We start from the raw sequence: 15113 nt of genomic DNA, 5'->3' as shown, positions 1-15113 counted from the left end.
CACCGTCAGGTCATCGGCGAAATGCCGGTCACCGGTGGCGTCGGGCACGTACTTCACACAGACAACGATCCTCAAGCTCACGCCGGCTCTCCTACCTGGGTGTGGTTCGTACGGATGACGATATGGCACTCAGTACCCTCTGTAAAGGAACCTGGTGCCAGAATGCGCCTTCCGGTGCTACGTTCCCGGCATGACTGACGCGCGCAGACCGGCGAAGAAGGCACCGATGCGGGAGGTGCTCGCCCAGGCGGCCTTCCAGCTCTTCCTGGAGCGGGGCTTCGAGCAGACCACGGTGGACGACATCGTGGCGCGGGCCGGGGTCGGACGACGGTCGTTCTTCCGGTACTTCCCGTCCAAGGAGGACGCGGTCTTCCCGGACCACGAGCGGTGTCTCGCCGACATGACCGCGTTCCTGGACCGGGCCGGCGACGCCGACCCGGTGGACGCGGTGAGCGACGCGGCCCGGCTGGTGCTGCGCATGTACTCCGCCGATCCGGAGTTCTCCGTCCAGCGGTACCGGCTCACCCGGGAGGTCCCCGGGCTCCGCACCTATGAACTGTCCGTGGTGCGGCGGTACGAGCAGACGATGGCCGGATATCTGCGCGGCAGGTACGGCGGGTCGGGCGACGGGGCGCTGCGCGCCGAGGTGATCGCCGCGTCGGTGGTCGCCGCGCACAACAACGGGCTGCGGACCTGGCTGCGTTCGGGCGGCGAGGGGGACGCGGAGGCCGCCGTCGACCATGCCCTGGCGATGGTGCACCGGGTGTGGGGGAGTGAGGCGGAAGGGGGCCCGGCCATGCCCTCCGCGGACGGCGACGTGGTGGTCATGGTCGCCTCGAAGGGCGCTCCGATGTGGCGCGTGGTGCAGCAGATCGAGTCGGCCATCGGGCAGGACTGAGCCCGTTCCGGACTGGACTGGCACTGAGTGTCTTTACGATTCGGCACTCAGTGCCCTATGGTGCGGACGCGCCGACGCGCAGGTGCGGCGCATCCGAGCCGAGCGCAGGGGGTCGAACGTGTCCCAGTCATCAAGTGGCACCGTGCAGACGGTGCATGAGGAAGCCGGCCTGGAGTACAACCGGTGCCGCTGGTGCGGCACGGCCTCCTTCCGCAGGCTGCTCTGCCCGGTGTGCGCGTCGGGCGACCTGAAGCCCGAACGCAGCGCCGGCCTGGGTGTTGTGGTCAGGTCCGGTGTCGTCCACCGCTACACGGAGGCCGCGCGCAACGAGTCCCTCGTCCGGCTCCCCGAGGGCTTCGTGTTCCGCTGCCGGGTCGTGGGCGCGGCACCGCACCGGGTGTCGGTCGGCGCCCGGGTGCGACCCGTCGTGGCGGACGGTGCGGACACGGGTGACGTGGTCTTCGAGCTCTGCGAGCCACCCAGGGACGACGACTGGTTCTGAGGGTGTCCCCGGGGCCGGACCGGACATGACGTCGAGGCCCGGAGCCGGTCTACGCCGGCCCGGTGGGCTGCCAGCCGGACCGCTCGTTCGTCCGCTCGGTGGCCTCGTGCTCACCGGCGCTGACCAGCCCCGTCTCGTAGGCGACGATGACGGCCTGAACACGATCACGCAGTCCGAGCTTGGCGAGGATGCGGGCCACGTGCGTCTTGACGGTCGTCTCGGCCAGGTGGAGGCGGTCGGCGAGTTCGGCGTTGCTCAGTCCTCGGGCCAGCAGGCCGAAGACCTCCAGTTCGCGCGGGGTGAGCGCGGCGAGGTCGCGGTGGAGGGCGGCGGTTTCGCTGTCGTGCCGGGTGCCGTAACGATGCTCGCCCCCGGCGAAACGTTGCACGAGGCGGCGGGTGATGGCGGGAGCGAGCAGAGCGTCGCCGGTGCGGACCGTGCGGACCGCCGCGGTCAGCTGCTCGGGGGTGACGTCCTTGAGGAGAAAGCCGCTGGCCCCGGCGGACAGTGCCGCGTAGACGTATCGGTCGAGGTCGAAGGTGGTCAGGATGATGACTCGGGGGCTGTCGGGGAGCGGCGTACGCTCAGCTCGAACGCACTCGTGGGCCCGGGGAGGGGCGAGGATACGACGGGTGGCCTCCAGACCGTCCATCTCGGGCATCCGGACGTCCATCAGCACCACGTCGGGGCGTGTGCGACGGACCGCTTCGACCGCTTCGGCCCCATTGGTCGCCTCGGCGACGACGTCGATGCCGTCGGCGCCGAGGATCAACCGGAATCCGGTGCGGACCAGGGTCTGGTCGTCGGCGAGAAGCACACGCAGCGGCTCGGTCACGGTGTCTCCAGGGGGATCAGGGCCTCCACACGGTAGCCGCCGGTCGGACGGCGGCCGGTGTTCAGGGTTCCGCCGTAGACGGCGAGGCGTTCGCGCAGACCGATCAGGCCCCGGCCGCTTCCGGCGGCCGCGCCCGGGTGTCCACCACTGTCGGTGACTTCCACCCTGAGCCGTTCCGGTCCGTACGCGACGGTCACGGCGGCGGCGGCGCCGGAGGCGTGCTTCACGGTGTTGGTCAGGGCTTCCTGGACCACGCGGTACGCGGCGAGTTCGAGGCCGGGCGGAAGGGGGCGGGACGGTCCGGTCACGGTCAGATCGACGCGCAGCCCGGTGTCCCGGACCCGTCCGACCAGCGTTTCCAGCTGGGCCAGGCCGGGTTGCGGGGCCAGCTCCGCCGCCGCGTCGGCCGGGCCGGCACCTTCGTCCGCTCCCGCGCCCTCGTCGGCCATGGTGAGCAGCCCCATGACGTGCCGCAGTTCGGTCATGGCCGCCCGCCCTCCCGACTCGACGGCGAGCAGCGCCTCGCCCGCCTGCTCGGGGGAGGTTTTCATGATCTTGCGGGCGGCGCCGGCCTGGATGATCATCACGCTGACGTTGTGCGTGACGACGTCGTGCAGTTCGCGGGCGATCCTGGCCCGCTCGTGCTCGACGGCCCGGCGCAGCGCCTCGGCCTGTTCGCGTTCCAGGGCGGAGAGCCGGGTGCGGCCCTCGTCGGTCCGGAGTTTCCAGGTGCGCAGGCCGACCGCGGCCACGGCCATCGGGATCAGGATCAGCAGCGCGATGTATTCGTTGGGGACGATCGGTGTCACCGAGTTCCCCGCGGTGCCGACCAGGACGACCGACACCGGCAGCGCCGCCAGGGCCGCCACCCGGTACGGGCTGTACACGGCGGCGCTGTAGACGGCGATGACGAACGCGTAGAAGGTCAGCCTGAGGACACTCTGCGGTGTCGCCAGCGTCGCGGCCGTCACGATGCACAGCACGGCGAGCGGGTAGCGGCGGCGCAGCGCCAGGGCCCCCGAGGCGATCGCCGCGAGGGCCACCATGAAGGCCAGGCCGCCGGGGCCGGACGGCCGCGCCATGACGTGCTCCACGCCCGGCGCGATCTCACGCACCACGACGTTGTCGGCGTTGTCGATGCCGTAGTAGACGGTGACGGCTCCGAGCGTCAGTGCCACCAGCACGTCGAACTGCCGGGCGCGGCGGGCGGGCCGCAGCGGCGGACCGCTCGGAAGCCCGGCGTCGCGGACGGTACGGCGGGCGGCATCCCGCAACTGCTCCACCGTCGTACGTACGTTCATCACCGGTTCATTGTCTCCGCCGGGCGGACCCATGGGAGTCCGTCTCGACGGTCATTGCCGCCGCACCGGATACATCACCCGCCTACATCGCAGGGATGACGGCTTCGGGGCTCGTACCGGCGCGGTACCGCATGCGGTCCGGGTGGGCGACGCGCAACGGCCCTGCCGGCTCCTAGCGTTCAGGCAGCCGACCGCCCTTACCCGAGGAGCCCTTCATGACCATGCCGGTGATCGAACTGTGCGAGGTGAGCCGCCGGTACGACGGCGGTCCGCCCGCTCTGCACGAGGCGTCGCTGACCGTGCGGCCCGGCGAGGCCGTCGCGATCCTCGGCCCTTCCGGCAGCGGCAAGTCCACGCTGCTCAATCTGATCGCGGGCCTGGACCGGCCCGACACGGGGACCGTCACCGTGGACGGGGTGCGGGTGGACCGGCTGGGCGAGGCCGGATCGGCGCTCCACCGGCGGTCGAAGATCGGCATGGTCTTCCAGTTCTTCAACCTGCTCGACGATCTGACCGTCACCGACAACGTCGTCCTGCCCGCGCGCCTCGCGGGCATGGCGCGTGGCAAGGCGGACCGCCGGGCGATGGAACTCCTCGGACTGCTGGGCATCGACCGGCACGCCCGCACCTACCCCGGGCGGCTGTCCGGCGGCGAGCGGCAGCGCGTCGCGGTGGCCAGGGCGCTGATGAACCGGCCGGCGCTGCTCCTGGCCGACGAACCGACCGGGGCCCTGGACACGGCCGCCGGACAGGAGGTCAGCAGGCTGCTCGCCAGCCTCAACGCCGAGGGCCAGACCATTGTCGTGGTCACCCACGACCTGGCTCTGGCCCGGTCCTGCACGAACCGGACCGTCCGGATCGCCGACGGCCGGATCACCGAGGACGTCCGGTCGCAGTCCGTCGCCCCGGAGACCGTCCGATGAGCGCGCTCGGCAAGGTGGTGCGTTCGGGGGTGGGACGACGCCGGGTGCAGACGCTGGTGATCGGGCTCGCCACGATGATGGCGGTGGCCGCCTCCGTCCTCGGCGGCACGCTGCTCGTGGTGTCCGGCGCACCCTTCGACGACGCCTTCGCCCGGCAGCACGGCGCGCATCTGGCCGTGCAGTTCGACGCGGGCGAGGTGAGTGCCGGGCAGCTCTCGGCGTCCAGGGAGACCGAGGGGGTCAGCGGTGCGGCCGGGCCGTTTCGTACGGCGACGGTGACCCCGCGGGGGGACGGGGCGGGCCCCGGTTGGCCGATGACCGTGGCCGGCCGTTCCGGCCCCGGCCGGGAGGTGGACGAGGTGGCGCTGCTCGACGGCCGGTGGCCCACCCGTTCCGGTGAGATCGTGCTGTCCGCCGACTCCTCCCTCATCCCCGGCCTGGGCAGAAGAATCACCTTCTCCCATCTGCCCGGCGGCCCGGCACTGACGGTGGTAGGTGTGGCCCGCTCGGTCACACGGACCGCTGACGCCTGGGTCGTTCCGTCCCAGATGCCGGCGCTCACGGCGCCCGGCGGTGGCGGCTACCAGATGCTCTACCGCTTCACCGAAGCGGACACCGTCGCGCGGATCACCGCGGGCGGCAAGGCCGTGCGGGAATCCCTGCCACCGGGAACAGCCGCCGCCGGCGAACAGTCGTGGCTCACCGTCAGGAAGAGCGCCGAGCGCGACACCGCCCTCTACGTCCCGTTCCTCATCGCGTTCGGCGCCCTGGGCCTGATCATGTCGGTGCTCGTCGTCGGCAACGTCGTGGCGTCGGCCGTCGGCACGGGGACGCGCCGCATCGGCATCCTCAAGGCCGTCGGCTTCACCCCGGCCCAGGTCGTGCGGGCCTACGTGGGACAGGCGCTGATCCCGGCCGCCGCGGGTACGGTCCTCGGCGTCCTCGCCGGCCACCTGCTCGCCGTCCCCGTGCTGGCGGAGACCGAGGAGATCTACGGCACCTCCTCCCTGGCCGTCGCCCCCCGGGTCGACCTGGTGGTGATCGCCGGGGTGCTCGGCCTGGTGGCGGTGACCGGGTGGGCGGGCGCCTGGCGGGCCGGCCGGCTGCGTACGGTCGATGCGCTGGCCGTCGGGCGTACCGCTTCGGCGGGGCGCGGCCGGTGGGCGGCCCGCCTGGCCGGACGGCTGCCGTTGCCGCAGCCGGTCGCCCTGGGCCTGGCCCGGCCCTTCGCGCGGCCCGCCCGCGCACTGGCCATGGGCACGGCGATCCTGTTCGGCACGATCGCCGTCACGTTCACCGTGGGGATGGGCGCCTCGCTCGGTCAGGTGATGAAGGCCAAGGCCCACGACGCCGCCGATGTCGTGGTGCCCGCACCCATGCCGGACTTCGGACCCGGGGCGCCCGGCCCCGGGAAGCGGCCCAGGGCCGACCCGGCCGCCGTCGCCGCGGTCATCGAGGCCGCCGCCGGGACCGGGGAGTACTACCGCGCCGCGCGGGTCCGGGCGACCGTGTCCGGCCTGAACGGCACGACCGACGTGATCGCCTTCACCGGCGACGCGTCCTGGGGCGGCTACACGATGGTCGCGGGCCGCTGGATCGACAGGCCCGGAGAGGCCGTGGTCCCGACCCCCTTCCTGGCCGCCACCGGCACCCGCATCGGCGGTACCGTCACCCTGACCGGTCTGGCCGAGCCGGTGACGGTCCGCATCGTCGGCGAGGTCCTCGACCCCCGCAACGACGGGATGCAGGTCTTCACCGACGCCTCGACCCTCGCGGCCGCACATCCCGGCCTGACGGAGACGAGCCATCACCTCGCGGTCACTCCGGGCACCGAAGTGGCCGGCTACGTCGACGCGTTGAACAAGGACCTGGCGCCGCTGGGGGTCACCGCCCGGACCGGCGGGCTCGACGGCGGCAGCGACATGGTCGTCACGCTCAACACGCTGTCCGTGATCCTCACGCTGATGCTCGTCGCCGTCGCCGCGCTCGGCGTTCTGAACGGAGTGCTGCTCGACACCCGCGAGCGCGTCCGGGAGATCGGTGTCCACAAGGCCCTCGGCATGACGCCTCGTCAGACCGTCGTGTCGGTGCTCACCTCGGTCGTCGTGACCGGTCTTGTCGCCGGTGGTCTGGGGGTGCCGCTCGGCGTGGCCCTGCACGGCCGGGTCTTCCCCGCCATGGGCGACAGCGTCGGGCTGCGCCTCCCCGACTCCGTCATCGCCGTCTACCACGCGGCCGAGCTGTTCCCGCTCGCATTCGGTGGCCTGCTCATCGCCGTCCTGGGGGCGCTCCTGCCCGCCGGCTGGGCCGCCGGGGCCCGGACCGCCACGGCCCTGCGCACCGAATAGGAGGTCACCTTCATGGTTCCGGAGTACGGGGCGGTCGTCATCGCGGTCCGGTGCCGGACGCCCGGCGGTGTGCCCGGTGTTGTGCCCGGAAGGTTCAGGAAGCGCCTGCGGGGATTGGTGGCCGAGAGGAGTCCGGCGCGGCGGACGAGGGTGCACACCGAGAGGCCCGCGTACGCGGCCGGGCCTCGACGGTCATGGTTCGCCGAGCCGCCCGCTCACCCGCTCCGACGACGGCGCCACTGTGTCGTCGATCCGCGTGGGATGCGGCGGCGTCGCGTACCGCAACTGCCCGCCCTCGCGGTGGGGCATGATCATCGTCCGGGCGACATGGGCGACATGGGCGACATGGGCGGCGTACCGGGTGCCCTGGTCGCCGCGGACCAGGTGCATGCACAGGTCGAAGCCGGCTCCGGCGCCCGGGCTGACAGAGGACTGAACAGTGCAGGCCCGCCTGCGTATGGTCCGCGGTCCAGGACGCCCGCTCCGTGGTGACAGGATGTCCGGCGGGGAGCCGGACCGTCGAGGCGGTGAGGCGGCGACGCCGTGATGCGGCGAGGGGGATGTGTGGCACGCACCGTGGGCGAGACGCTGGACGCAATGCCGTGGGAACAGCTGGAGCCGGCGCTCGGGCGTGACGCCGCCGCGGAGTTGCGGCGCGCCCTGCGGAGGCCGGCAGTCAAGGGGGCGTCGGCGACCGAGGAGGACTGCGGCCCGCTGTTCGACTGTGTCGCGCCGGACCCCCGGGGCGTGACCGCCGTCGCGACCGCCGCGCTGCCGATCGTCGTCGCGCTCGCCGGCCATCCGGACATGGGCGCCCGCGCCACGCTCGTCCAACTGCTGACCGGTCTGTCCGGGGCGGCGGCCGAGGCAGGCGAAGCCGCGGTGGACGCGGGATGGCACGAGGCGTGGCAGCGCCAACGGCCCCGGCTCTCGGAGCTGCTCGTGGACCCCCGGCCCGAGGTCCGAAGAGCGGCGCTGCCTCTTGCGGAGGGCGTCGGGGTACTGCTGGAGCGGTGGCGGGCCGAGCCGGACCCGACGGTGCGGCTGCCCGTGCTGCTCGCGCTCGGAACCACCGCGGCCGGCTCCGGCTCCGGCTCCGACTCTGATTCCGGCTCCGGCTCCGGCTCCGGCTCCGGCTCTGACTCCGGCTCTGGCTCCAGCTCCAGCTCCGGCTCCGGCGAGGCGGGGGCGGTGGAACGGGTGCGGGAGGTCGTGGCCGATGTGCTGCGGACCGGTACCCCCGCCATGCGGGTTGCCGCCGTGCACGCCCGCGCCGCGTTCGACCCGCAGGCGCCGGTCCATGAGCTGGACCAGTTGGTCGGTGCCCTGTCCGACCCGGCGGCGCGTCCGGAGTTCGAGGCGCTCTGGTACGTGCCGGACATCGACGGGCCACTCAACCGCGAGGACGTCATCTCCTGGACGGCCCACCTGTTCGAGGACGCGCCGGAGGCGGCGCTCTGCTTCGTCGTCCGGCTCGTCGACGCGTCGCGCCGGACCGGGGACACCCCGCTGTGCCGGGCCGCGCTGGACGAGGGGTGGCGGCTGCTGGTGTCGATGCGGTCCGCGGCGCCCGCGCTGCTGCCGCGTGCGGGCGCACTGCTGGGCGACCCGGACGACGGCGTACGGTACCGGGCGGCCCACCTGCTCGCGGCGCTGGGCGAACGGGCGGCCCCGTACGCGGACGAGCTGGCCGGGCTCCTCGACGACCCGGGCGAGGACGAGTTCTTCGAGGGCACCGTGGGCGACCACGCCCGCTGGGCACTGACCCGCACAGGCGACCCGCGCGCCCTGCCGGAACTGGTCGAGCGGCTGCACGCGCCGTACAAGGACCAGTACTCCCGGGGCTACTGCCTGGGCGACCCGCATCTGCCGGAGGCCGAGGACGTGCTGGCCCCACTGCGGGCCCACGCGGAAGTCCTGCTGCCCGCGATACGGCGACTGCTCCGCGACAGTGACGGCGACGGCGACGGTAATGGTGGCAGTGGCAGTGGCAGTGGCAGTGGCAGTGACGGCGACCGGGGCAGGGGCGCCCCGCTGACCGTTTCCTTTCTGCGCGTACTTCAGGCCTGGGGACCGGGGGCAACGCCCGCGCTGCCGGAGGTGGTGGCCCTGCTGGACGACGCCAGGTACTCGCTCGCCGCGGTCGACGCGCTGGTGGCGATGGGGCCGGCCGCTGCCGCCGCCGAGCCCGCCGTCCGCCGGTGCACGGTCCTCGACGCGCCCGGCAACCATCACCACGTGGCGTGGGCCGCCTGGCGCCTCGGCGGCGACCACGACTCGGCGTTGCGGCTGATCGGCGAGGCGGTGCTGACCGTGGAGGAGCCGTTCCACGGTCCCGTCCACCTTCTCGGTGACTTCGGCCCGGCGGCCGCGCCCTACGCCGACCGGGTACGCCGGCTCATGGAGGACGGCGACACCTGGCTGCGGCCACGGGCGGCGGTCGCGCTCCGGTCGATCACCGGCGAACCGGAGCCCAGCGCCACCGTCCTGGAGGAGGAGCTCCAGGACGTCGCCCACGGCGGCGACAGCTACGGCAGCTTCCTGCACGCGCTGCGGGCCCTGGCCCGGATCGGCACCGCCTCCCGGACGGCGCGGGCGGTCCTGCGCACGGTGCGGAGCTTCGACCGGCCGCTGTCCACGTACCGCGACTACCGGGCGATCCTCCAGGACGAAACGATCCGCGCCGCGATCGACGAGGTTCTCGCACTGCCCTGAAGACCGGCCACCCTCCGATCGTCAGCAGAATCCGACCGCCGCTTCGCCGCCTCCGACCGCTGCTTCGCCGCCTCCGGCCGCTGCTTCGCCGCCTTCCGCGGCGGCACCGTCCGCACCGTCGACGGCGTCTCCCTCGCCATCGGAGGCGGAGCAGTCGTTCGGCCTCGTCTGCGGGTCCGGCAGCGTCTCCGCCGCCCCGGTCCCCACCCCAGGCCCCGCCCCGGTCGAGCGGCGTTCCCGCGAACGCATCGCGCTGCACGGCGAGTTCCCCGGCCCGCTGGACCTCCCGCCGGGCTGCCGCTTCCGGACCCGCTGCCCGCTCGCCACCGAGCGGTGCCGCACCGGGGTCCCGGAGCCGCGTGAACTCCCCGGTGCCCGGCAGGTTTCCGGCCACCTCGTCGGCGACGACGGCGCGGCCCCGGACGCCGCCGCCCGACCGCCCCGTACATACGATCCGTTCCACCCCTTCCGCACGTCGCAGCAAGGAGTCGCATCCGTGTTCACCACCCGGCCCACCCTTCAGGGCACCTTCGGCATGGCTTCCTCCACCCACTGGCTCGCCTCGCAGTCCGCGATGGCGGTCCTGGAGAACGGCGGCAACGCCTACGACGCGGCCGTCGCCGCCGGATTCGTCCTGCACGTCGTCGAACCGCACCTCAACGGACCGGCCGGCGAGGTGCCGATGATCCTGGCGCCGAAGGACGGGGAGGTGCGGGTGCTGTGCGGCCAGGGCCCGGCCCCCGCGGGTGCGAGCGTCGCCCACTACCGTTCCCTCGGCCTCGACCTGGTCCCCGGCACCGGCCCGCTCGCCGCCGCCGTGCCCGGCGCCTTCGACGCCTGGATGCTGCTGCTGCGCGACCACGGCACGAAGACCGTCGCCGAGGTGCTGCGGTACGCCATCGGCTACGCCGAGGACGGCCACGCCCCCGTCGAACGGGTCGGCCAGACCGTGGAGACCGTCCGCGAACTCTTCGAGACCGAGTGGCAGTCCTCCGCCGAGGTGTACCTGCCCGGCGGCAAGGCGCCCGGCACGGGCGAACTGTTCCGCAACCCCGCACTCGCCGCCACCTGGCGCCGGCTGATCACCGAGGCGGAGGAGACCGGCGGCACGGACCGGATCGCCCAGATCGAGGCCGCCCGCAAGATCTGGAGCGAGGGCTTCATCGCCGAGGCACTGGTCCGTCAGGCCGCCCGCCCGACCATGGACACCAGCGGCACCCGCCACACCGGCACCCTCACCGCCGACGACCTGGCCGGCTGGTCCGCGTCCTACGAGGCGCCCGCCACGTACGACTGGAACGGCTGGACGCTCGCCAAGGCGGCGGGCTGGAGCCAGGGCCCCGCCTTCCTCCAGCAGCTCGCCCTGCTCCCGGCCGAACTGCCCCGGTACGGCAGCGCCGACTACGTCCATCTGCTCATCGAGGGCTGCAAGCTGGCCATGGCCGACCGCGAGGCCTGGTACGGCGACGCCGCCGACGTACCCCTGGACACCCTGCTCTCCAAGCCGTACAACGCCGAGCGCCGCGCCCTCGTCACCGCCGAGGCCTCGTACGAGCTGCGCCCCGGCAGCCCGGACGGCCGCACCCCGGTGCTCAGCGGCCACGCCCACGCGGTCGCCGCCGGCGGGAGCGGTTTCGACGCCATGGGCATCCCGACGGCGGGTGTCGGCGAGCCGACCGTCGCCGAGGACGGCACGACCCGTGGCGACACCTGCCACGTCGATGTGGTCGACCGCTGGGGCAACATGGTCTCCGCGACGCCCAGCGGCGGCTGGCTCCAGTCCAACCCGGTCGTGCCCGAGCTCGGCTTCCCGCTCGGCACCCGGCTCCAGATGGCCTGGCTGGACGAGGGCCTGCCGAACACCCTCACCCCCGGCCGGCGCCCCCGCACCACCCTCACCCCGTCCCTCGCGCTGCGCGACGGTGTCCCCGTCATGGCGTTCGGCACCCCCGGCGGCGACCAGCAGGACCAGTGGCAGGTGCACTTCTTCCTGGCGGTGGCGCTGCGCGCCGGGATACGCGGCGGACTCGACCTCCAGGGCGCCATCGACGCCCCGAACTGGCACAACGACAGTTTCCCGGGCTCCTTCTTCCCGCGCGGGATGCGCCCCGGCAGCGTCACCGTCGAGGCGGGCATGGACCCGGAGGTCGTCGCGGAGCTGCGCCGCCGCGGCCATGACGTCACCGTCGGCGACCCCTGGTCCGAGGGCCGTCTGTGCGCCGTGGCACGCGACCCGGAGACCGGGGTGCTGTCCGCGGCCGCCAACCCGCGCGGCATGCAGGGGTACGCCGTAGGACGCTGAGCGGCCACTTCCCCGACATGACCAGGTCGTCGGGGTTCGGGCGGAGCATGATTGGCTGGGGGCATGATCGATGAATTCCTGGCCGGAGACCTGACCCGGGTCGAGGCGGCGGTACGCGCAGCGGCCGCCGCCGAGATCATGCCCCGCTTCCGGCAGCTCGCCGCGCACGAGATTGTCGAGAAGAACGGCCCGCACGACCTCGTCACCGTCGCCGACCGCCTCGCCGAGGAGCACCTCACCGCCGCGCTGACCGAGCTGCTGCCCGGCTCGGTCGTCGTCGGCGAGGAAGCGGTCCACGCCGACCCGGCGGTGTACGAGGCGCTGGGCGGCGACGCCCCCGTGTGGATCGTCGACCCGGTCGACGGCACCCGCCAGTTTGTCCGCGGCGAACCGGGCTTCTGCACCCTGGTCGCCCTCGCCCACCACGGCGAACTCCTGGCCTCGTGGACCTACGCCGCGGCCCTGGACGAGATGGCGATCGCGGTCCGCGGCCGCGGCGCCACCCTCGACGGTGAACCGATACGCGCCGGCTCGCCCGTCCCCGGCGCGGTGCTGCACGTGGCGATGTCGCACCCCGACTACACGACCGACGCCCAGAAGCGCGCCCTGCTCGGCCTGCGCACCGAGGGGTTCGAGACCCGGCCCTGCGGATCGGCCGGGCTCGAATACCTCTATGTGGCCCTCGGCGAGCAGGACGCGGTGGCCTTCAACTGGGAGTACGCCTGGGATCACGCGGCGGGCCTGCTGCTGGTCGCCGAGGCGGGCGGCGCCCAGGCGACCCTCTCCGGGGCGCCGTACCGCATCACCGGCGGCAACAGCCTGCCGTTCACGGCGGCCCGCGACGAGGCGACCGTCGAACGCGTCCTCCAGGCGCTCCGCGGCGGGGCCTGACCGGCGCGCTCCGGGTCAGGCGAGGAGCTCACGGGTCAGCGCCGCGAGCCGGGCACGCGCCTGCGGGTCGTACGCCTGCTCATGGGCGGGCGCTTCCGTGAACCGGTCGAAGTATCTGCCGGTGACACGGGCGAGGGCCGGATCGGTGATCAGCCGGACGGTGGGGCGTACGCCCTCCTCGACCGGAACGGCCGGCGTGAGCCCGTACTCCCGCACGCCCCGGGTGTCCATCAGGTGCGCCGGGTGCAGGGCGTTGACCGTGACCCCGCTGTCCGCGATCCGGTCCGCCAGGTCGAAGGCCGACATGATCAGCGCGAGCTTGCTGCGGCAGTACGCCTCCAGCCCCTCGTAGCCGCGCTCCATCATGACGTCGTCGAAATCGACGGGCGCCTGGCCCATCGAGGCCACGTCGACCACCCGGGCGGGCGCGGACGCGGTGAGCAGCGGCAACAGCTCACGGGTCAGCAGGACGGGCGCCAAGTAATTGACCGCGAACCTGAGCTCATGGCCCTGCCGGCTCACCTCGCGCCGGAGCGGAGCGGCGCCGCCACCCGCCACCGCGTTGTTGACCAGGACGTCCAGCCGGGGTTCCCGCTCGCGTACCTCGGCCGCCATGGCCCGGACCTGGTCCAGGTCCGCCAGGTCCGCGAGGTAGCCGCGCACAGCGGCTCCGGATCCGGCCGCACGCACCTCGGCGGCGGTTTCGTCCAGCAGTGCCGGATCCCGGCCGTGCAGCAGCAGCGTCGCGCCCCGGCGCGCCAGGTCGAGTGCGAGGTGGCGGCCCATTCCCCGGGTGGCACCGGTGATCAGAACGGTCCTGTCGAAGGCGGAATCCGGCCGGACCCGCGCGGCTGCGGGCTCCGTGGCACGGTTCTTCACCGAGCGAGTGTCCATGGGTTGGGTTATATCAAGTCCTTGACACAACATCCAGGCTCGACCGATGGGCGTGGCTGTACGCTCGCCGTCATGGGAATGACCGCCGACGAACGCCTGGGCGCGGACATCAAGCGCGCTGAGCAGGCCCTCATGGCGGCCAAGAGCGCCGCTCTCAAGGACGCGGGGCTCACCGTCGCCCAGTACGCGGCGCTGTTCGCCCTCGACGGCAACCCGGGGATCTCGGGAGCCGCGCTGGCGCGGACCTGCCTGGTCACACCGCAGGCGATGGCGGCGGTACTGAAACACCTCGAAGAGCGCGGCCTCGTCGTCCGCTCGGCGCACCGGTGGCATCAGAAGATGCTGGAGACCCGGCTCACCGACACGGGCCGTGAAACGCTCCGGGTCGCCGACGAGCGGGCGGTACGCATCGAGCGCCGGCTCGCCGACGAGTTCACCCCCGAGGAACGGGACACCCTGCGGGCCCTGCTCGCGCGCTGCGGCACGGCCATCCGGCGGGACTGAGCGGGCCGGGGCGCGGGCTGTCCGTCCGGCGCCGGGCAGCGGCCCCGCCCCGTCTCAGCGCTCCCCGCCGCCCGGCCCGAGAGCCGACCGGACATCCCGTACCAGCTCCGCGGCCCGTTCCACCGCCGCCGGGTCCAGGCCCCGCAGCGCCTCACCGATCCGCTCCATGTACCGCGCCGGAGTGTCCGGCAGCGCGGCAGCCGCCGCGGACGCGCCCTTCTCGTTCAGACACCAGGTGCGGTGGTGGGCGTGGAGGGACTGGGCGAGGACGCCGAACGCCCGGGACAGGCACAGCGCGACATGGAGCGTGTCCCCTCCGGGGGCCGACTTGCGGGCGGCCGCCACCGAGAAGTCCGCCTCCCAGGCAGCATCCACAAGCGCGGTGCGCAGCGCCTCCGGATAGTCCCGGACCTGCTCCTGAAGCATCGACAATTCCCCGTGCGGGTCCGCGATCACGCGCCCCAGCGCAACTTCGCCGGGGTATGCGGGCGACCAGAACCCGAGCGGGTGCCCGGGCTGCACACCCACTTCGTAGCGCCCCTCGCGGCAGTCGGCCCAGACGGCCTCCACCCGGTCCAGATCGCGCAGGATCCAGTCCACCGGTACGTCGTCCACCCGCAGCCAGGCCCCGCCGTCGACCCACGGCCCCCACCCGCCGGGACCGGCCACCTCGACGGGCGAACCCTGTACGTCGGTGGCCAGCGCGGTCAGCGCGGCCACGTCGGGGGTGCCCCGGTAGTACAGGCCCAGATCCCAGTCGGAGTCCGGACGGTGGGTGCCGCGGGCCCGGCTGCCGCCCAGCGCGACGGCCCGGATGCCGGGCACCGAGCCGAGCCGGGCGGCCATCTCGGCGATAGGGGCGGGCACGGCGGCTTCGCCGGCTGTCGCGGGCACGGCCCGGCTGTTCGATGTGTTCATGGCGCGGCGACGATACCCGCCACCGTGCTGTCGGCGCCTCGGAATATCCTGGGTGCCCTGGCCGCCGGCTGACGAAGGAGTT

At 73.4% G+C, this 15113-nt stretch carries 13 protein-coding genes and 2 pseudogenes; 9 read left to right on the top strand and 6 right to left on the bottom strand.

What is annotated here, in order from left to right:
* Positions 1–81 (bottom strand): annotated as a pseudogene (locus ACGF8B_RS27815) (electron transfer flavoprotein subunit beta); the annotation flags it as partial.
* A gap of 145 nt (positions 82–226) precedes the next feature.
* Between ACGF8B_RS27815 and ACGF8B_RS27810 the strand changes: the two are divergent.
* Together ACGF8B_RS27810 and ACGF8B_RS27805 are read left to right on the top strand one after the other, a co-directional pair.
* Complete coding sequence (locus ACGF8B_RS27810) at positions 227–898, top strand: TetR family transcriptional regulator (RefSeq protein ID WP_392743857.1); 672 nt, start codon at positions 227–229, stop codon at positions 896–898.
* A gap of 151 nt (positions 899–1049) precedes the next feature.
* Positions 1050–1400, top strand: coding sequence for a Zn-ribbon domain-containing OB-fold protein (locus tag ACGF8B_RS27805; RefSeq protein ID WP_392743817.1), 351 nt, complete (start codon positions 1050–1052; stop codon positions 1398–1400).
* Positions 1401–1449: 49 nt separating this feature from the next.
* Here ACGF8B_RS27805 and ACGF8B_RS27800 read toward each other — a convergent pair whose 3' ends face one another.
* Positions 1450–2235, bottom strand: coding sequence for a response regulator (locus ACGF8B_RS27800; protein ID WP_392743815.1), 786 nt, complete (start codon positions 2233–2235; stop codon positions 1450–1452).
* Complete coding sequence (locus ACGF8B_RS27795) at positions 2232–3536, bottom strand: sensor histidine kinase (RefSeq protein ID WP_392743812.1); 1305 nt, start codon at positions 3534–3536, stop codon at positions 2232–2234. Before ACGF8B_RS27795 ends, ACGF8B_RS27800 begins: the two co-directional genes overlap by 4 nt.
* 215 nt (positions 3537–3751) lie before the next feature.
* Here ACGF8B_RS27795 and ACGF8B_RS27790 point away from each other — a divergent pair, with 215 nt between their 5' ends.
* Together ACGF8B_RS27790 and ACGF8B_RS27785 are read left to right on the top strand one after the other, a co-directional pair.
* Complete coding sequence (locus ACGF8B_RS27790; RefSeq protein ID WP_392743810.1) at positions 3752–4459, top strand: ABC transporter ATP-binding protein; 708 nt, start codon at positions 3752–3754, stop codon at positions 4457–4459.
* A complete protein-coding gene (locus tag ACGF8B_RS27785; protein WP_392743808.1) occupies positions 4456–6807 on the top strand; it encodes an ABC transporter permease in 2352 nt (783 codons plus the stop codon). Before ACGF8B_RS27790 ends, ACGF8B_RS27785 begins: the two co-directional genes overlap by 4 nt.
* 192 nt (positions 6808–6999) lie before the next feature.
* On the opposite strand, the gene ACGF8B_RS27780 is transcribed toward ACGF8B_RS27785, so the two are convergent.
* The gene (locus tag ACGF8B_RS27780) at positions 7000–7197 is read right to left on the bottom strand and encodes a hypothetical protein (protein ID WP_392743806.1); all 198 of its coding nucleotides are present in this window, start codon (positions 7195–7197) and stop codon (positions 7000–7002) included.
* A gap of 174 nt (positions 7198–7371) precedes the next feature.
* Between ACGF8B_RS27780 and ACGF8B_RS27775 the strand changes: the two genes are divergently transcribed.
* The 4 genes and pseudogenes from ACGF8B_RS27775 to ACGF8B_RS27760 all read left to right on the top strand — a co-directional run bounded on the left by ACGF8B_RS27775 (position 7372) and on the right by ACGF8B_RS27760 (position 12715).
* Positions 7372–9522, top strand: a complete 2151-nt coding sequence (locus tag ACGF8B_RS27775; RefSeq protein ID WP_392743803.1) for a hypothetical protein — start codon at positions 7372–7374, stop codon at positions 9520–9522.
* A 238-nt stretch (positions 9523–9760) separates the two neighbouring features.
* A pseudogene (locus tag ACGF8B_RS27770) lies at positions 9761–9904 on the top strand (oligopeptide/dipeptide ABC transporter ATP-binding protein); the annotation flags it as partial.
* 114 nt (positions 9905–10018) lie between these two features.
* On the top strand, positions 10019–11824 hold the full coding sequence (locus tag ACGF8B_RS27765; RefSeq protein ID WP_392743854.1) for a gamma-glutamyltransferase family protein: 1806 nt from the start codon (positions 10019–10021) through the stop codon (positions 11822–11824).
* A gap of 63 nt (positions 11825–11887) precedes the next feature.
* Positions 11888–12715, top strand: coding sequence for an inositol monophosphatase family protein (locus tag ACGF8B_RS27760; protein WP_392743801.1), 828 nt, complete (start codon positions 11888–11890; stop codon positions 12713–12715).
* A gap of 15 nt (positions 12716–12730) precedes the next feature.
* Here ACGF8B_RS27760 and ACGF8B_RS27755 read toward each other — a convergent pair whose 3' ends face one another.
* Entirely contained in the window at positions 12731–13609 is an 879-nt protein-coding gene (locus ACGF8B_RS27755; protein ID WP_392743799.1) for an SDR family NAD(P)-dependent oxidoreductase, read from the bottom strand.
* 72 nt (positions 13610–13681) lie between these two features.
* Here ACGF8B_RS27755 and ACGF8B_RS27750 point away from each other — a divergent pair, with 72 nt between their 5' ends.
* A complete protein-coding gene (locus ACGF8B_RS27750; RefSeq protein WP_392743796.1) occupies positions 13682–14113 on the top strand; it encodes a MarR family winged helix-turn-helix transcriptional regulator in 432 nt (143 codons plus the stop codon).
* Positions 14114–14167: 54 nt separating this feature from the next.
* On the opposite strand, the gene ACGF8B_RS27745 is transcribed toward ACGF8B_RS27750, so the two are convergent.
* A complete protein-coding gene (locus ACGF8B_RS27745; RefSeq protein ID WP_392743851.1) occupies positions 14168–14959 on the bottom strand; it encodes a nucleotidyltransferase domain-containing protein in 792 nt (263 codons plus the stop codon).
* Positions 14960–15113: the final 154 nt, after the last annotated feature.

It is taken from the genome of Streptomyces sp. NPDC047917 (assembly GCF_043204345.1).
Classification (GTDB): Bacteria; Actinomycetota; Actinomycetes; order Streptomycetales; family Streptomycetaceae; genus Streptomyces; species Streptomyces sanglieri.
The sequence above is the reverse complement of the archived record's forward strand: the minus strand, read 5'-3'. Positions and strand labels throughout refer to the sequence as shown.

Coding starts and splice junctions, on each gene's coding strand:
- ACGF8B_RS27810 (WP_392743857.1), top strand. CDS start 227: ATGCGGGAGGTGCTCGCCCAGGCGGCCTTCCAGCTCTTCCTGGAGCGG.
- ACGF8B_RS27795 (WP_392743812.1), bottom strand. CDS start 3,536: ATGAACGTACGTACGACGGTGGAGCAGTTGCGGGATGCCGCCCGCCGT.
- ACGF8B_RS27790 (WP_392743810.1), top strand. CDS start 3,752: ATGACCATGCCGGTGATCGAACTGTGCGAGGTGAGCCGCCGGTACGAC.
- ACGF8B_RS27785 (WP_392743808.1), top strand. CDS start 4,456: ATGAGCGCGCTCGGCAAGGTGGTGCGTTCGGGGGTGGGACGACGCCGG.
- ACGF8B_RS27780 (WP_392743806.1), bottom strand. CDS start 7,197: ATGCACCTGGTCCGCGGCGACCAGGGCACCCGGTACGCCGCCCATGTC.
- ACGF8B_RS27760 (WP_392743801.1), top strand. CDS start 11,888: ATGATCGATGAATTCCTGGCCGGAGACCTGACCCGGGTCGAGGCGGCG.
- ACGF8B_RS27755 (WP_392743799.1), bottom strand. CDS start 13,609: ATGGACACTCGCTCGGTGAAGAACCGTGCCACGGAGCCCGCAGCCGCG.
- ACGF8B_RS27750 (WP_392743796.1), top strand. CDS start 13,682: ATGGGAATGACCGCCGACGAACGCCTGGGCGCGGACATCAAGCGCGCT.
- ACGF8B_RS27745 (WP_392743851.1), bottom strand. CDS start 14,959: ATGGCCGCCCGGCTCGGCTCGGTGCCCGGCATCCGGGCCGTCGCGCTG.